At 47.3% G+C, this 3165-nt stretch carries 3 protein-coding genes; all 3 read right to left on the bottom strand.

Annotation, left to right across the window (positions count from 1 at the left end; genetic code table 11):
• Window positions 1-64: 64 nt before the first annotated feature.
• Window positions 65-412 carry a transposase gene (locus tag Q358_RS17615; RefSeq protein ID WP_043488458.1) on the bottom strand — a complete coding sequence of 116 codons (348 nt, stop codon included), beginning with the start codon at window positions 410-412 and terminating at the stop codon, window positions 65-67.
• Window positions 413-749: 337 nt separating this feature from the next.
• Window positions 750-1769: a glycosyltransferase gene (locus Q358_RS18390; RefSeq protein WP_084286585.1), complete on the bottom strand. Its 1020-nt coding sequence runs from the start codon at window positions 1767-1769 to the stop codon at window positions 750-752.
• 22 nt (window positions 1770-1791) lie between these two features.
• A partial coding sequence (locus Q358_RS17610) for a lipopolysaccharide biosynthesis protein (protein ID WP_043488457.1) occupies window positions 1792-3165 on the bottom strand: 1374 nt, incomplete at its 5' end.

Below are 3165 nucleotides of genomic sequence, written 5' to 3'. Positions count from 1 at the left end.
CTGCTAGATGACCACATGAGCTCCTATTGGTAAAGCGCTACGAGGCCCGTCGTAGAGCGGTTTTTCATGCATTTTCCCTGGCATCGCTCCGGTCGTTGGCACCTTCGCAGCTCGCCCGCCAGCGCTGGATCTGTTCAGGGTAGAGGCCGCGCTGCCGACAGTACTCGGCGCGCTCGGCCTCGCTAAGGGCTGCCGTCTCCAGCACAGCATGGAACTTGTCCTGCGAGCTCCAGCCCTCAGGGTCATCACTCTGGTCCGGCAGGAGGCGGCCTGCTTGCCGAGCCTTCTTGCGCCAGGTGTACAGCGTTGCCGCGGAGATGCCTTCTTCCTGGGCCACTTCCGCCACCGTGCGGTTATGCGGCGGGAGCAGCTTCTTGAGGATGGCTTCCCGGCGCTCGTCGGAGTACTTCATCGGAACCTCGCCACGCCCCACATCGTTCAGAGTCTAACAGCCGCTGATACTCCAACTAGCTTGACAGTGGGGGCCAGCCACCCCCCATCAACGACAGACCGTCCCACACCGTCTTGATGGCCTGGTGTGCCGAGCGCCCCGGCCGAAAGCCGTACGAACAATCCAGGAAGTCATGCTCGTAGAGAGGCTCCAGTAGGAGCGGTAACAGTTGCCCTTGGCAACACAGTACCTGACGGGTTAAGTTTTTCACTTGGTCATTGAGACCGCTAAACTATAAGAGTCCCACTTATCGCTAACAACCTTAATAAACAATCACTTGCGAAATACCGCAAATCGACTAAATTTTACCCAATAATCGCTTGATACGAACAATTCTGTTTGGCCCCATCATCTCTCTTAACTTTACTTTTGCTGAATCAATCATAAAAAACTTAATAAGCGAAGCTTTTGCTAACTTCAAGAATGAGCTCTTCCTAAAAACAATACTTTGAAACCTGGAAAAGTAGATACCAGCCAACTCTGGCTTCCCTATCCTTTTATAATAGCGATACATCCAAAACCAAGTATTTATTTGATCGTCCTGTTTCTTATCTTCTGATGCAGATGACCAAACTCCACCAGCGTGTACTCGATATGCTGCCGGTTTAATATCATGATGATAGTGACTACCACCATACTGCCCTAAGATAGATGTGAGGAAATTATCTCCATTGCGAACCATATTACGTTCGGGTGCAAAATCTTCCACCACATTACGGTAAACCCAAGACATGGTTAGAATCCACGCTTTTCCTTCAGCAAGCTCATCTGATGAATAGTCTCTTTTATGACCATCTGGCAACTTTGATGGCTTAACAATTAGCCCTGTTTCATCAGTGATGAATGCATCATGTCCCGTGATGACACATTCAGGATGTTTTTCAAGATAGTCTACTTGCTTTTTCAGCTTTGTTGAGTCTAGCCAGTAATCATCTCCTTCGCAAACTGCTAAATATTTAGCATCTGAAACCCCTTGAAAAAAAGATAATGCACGGCGGCCTTTAGAATACTGATTCTCTTCCTGTAGTATTGTTTTAATTATTTTTGGATAATTTTTTCCGTATTTTTTAATAATATCTTGGGTGCCGTCAGTGGAAGCATCATCATGAATAATGATAGAAAATGGAAAATCAGTTACCTGACTCAAAAAACCATTCAAGGCGTCTGCAATAAATTCAGCATGATTATATACGATACAACAGATTGCCAAAGCTGGTCGGTCAGCATCACCGCTCCACCCCGCAATAATCTCCTCTTCCGACCTAGGCTCCGGCGGTTGAGGCACTACATCACCACTTCGAAAACATTCCACTGACATAAAAGATCTATTCCCCAATAACCTAAGCCCGCTTCAGTCGCTTGGACACTTGGCCCCACAGCATTAAAGCTCCCTCAGCTTTAATCAAAAAGCTGGCAAGTATGTAAACACCCGACCCCACGAGCCCCGAGAGAATCAATGTGACAACTTGATGTACTTGTGAAACATCCGCCAACCACCAGGCTGATGCGCCACCCAAAACCGCTGCACCGATGGGTTTGATGACATCTTTAACCTGCTCATCTAGCGAGTACCCTACAAGCTTGTCCGAAAAGTAGGTATTAGGAACTAGGGATAGAAATGTCGCGAACACCTGTGAAATGACAATTCCTAATACACCATAGGGTATAGCCAAGAACAGCATAGTTAAGTTAACTGCTTTTTTTACAAGGCCTACCTTAAACACAAGATCGGAGCGCCCTTTTACGTTGAGCAGATTTATATTCAGAGCGTGCAGGGGGAAAATCATTCCAACAATACATAGCAACTGGAGATAAGGTACTGAACCTTGCCATTTTTCGTCGAAAGCAATGGCAATCAGTGGCGATGCCAAGGCTGCCAGCAACATCATGATGGGCGCGACCAAAAACATCATCAGCTGCATGATCTGGCGATACTTGTATTTCAGCGTAGTATTGTCGTCTTGCAAGGTGGCAAGTGCCGGAAAAGTCGCTTGTTGCACTGCCCCTGTCAGTTGCTGTGAAATCAGATTACTTATTTTTTTAGCAAAAAAATAAAGTCCTGTCACCTCCGCACTAAAAAATCGACCGATCACCAAAATGTATGAATTCTGATAGGCGACAGAGAGCAAGCCTTCTGCAAGTAAATTTCGACCAAAGGCAAATAGCCGCGAGAATGACTCTATTGAGAATTGCCAGCTAGGCCTCCAGTTACTGGCCATCCACAGAACCAGCGCCGATACGACTGCTTGGGTAAGCATCTGCACTACCAGACTCCATACTCCCCAACCCTGATAAGCTACTATTACAGCAAGAACACCAGACACTACTGTTGCCAGGGTGTTAGCTTTCATCTGCGTTTTGAAATCCATATCCCGGCTAAATACAGCCATCTGGACTATTTTTGACGCGTTGATGAAAACTACCAACCCCATCGTCTGCACCAGTGCGGCTAACTCCGGCTGGCTGTAAAAAGCAGCAATGAATGGGGCACTGATAAATATTGTAGTATAGGCGGCCAGGCTGAGCCCTAAGTTGGTGAAGAACACCGTATTCAAATCAGCATCTGACACAGACTTGCTACGTATTAGCGCCGCACCTAGACCAGAGTTGACAAAAGCATTCGCCAGCTCGAACACTACTGTTGCCATTGCCACCAAGCCAAACGCATCAGGAGCCAACATGCGAGCGAGGAACAGCATGAAAATGGTGCTAGC

It is taken from the genome of Halomonas halodenitrificans DSM 735 (assembly GCF_000620045.1).
Lineage (GTDB): Bacteria > Pseudomonadota > Gammaproteobacteria > Pseudomonadales > Halomonadaceae > Halomonas > Halomonas halodenitrificans.
The sequence above is the reverse complement of the archived record's forward strand: the minus strand, read 5'-3'. Positions and strand labels throughout refer to the sequence as shown.

Coding starts and splice junctions, on each gene's coding strand:
- Q358_RS17615 (WP_043488458.1), bottom strand. CDS start 412: ATGAAGTACTCCGACGAGCGCCGGGAAGCCATCCTCAAGAAGCTGCTC.
- Q358_RS18390 (WP_084286585.1), bottom strand. CDS start 1,769: ATGTCAGTGGAATGTTTTCGAAGTGGTGATGTAGTGCCTCAACCGCCG.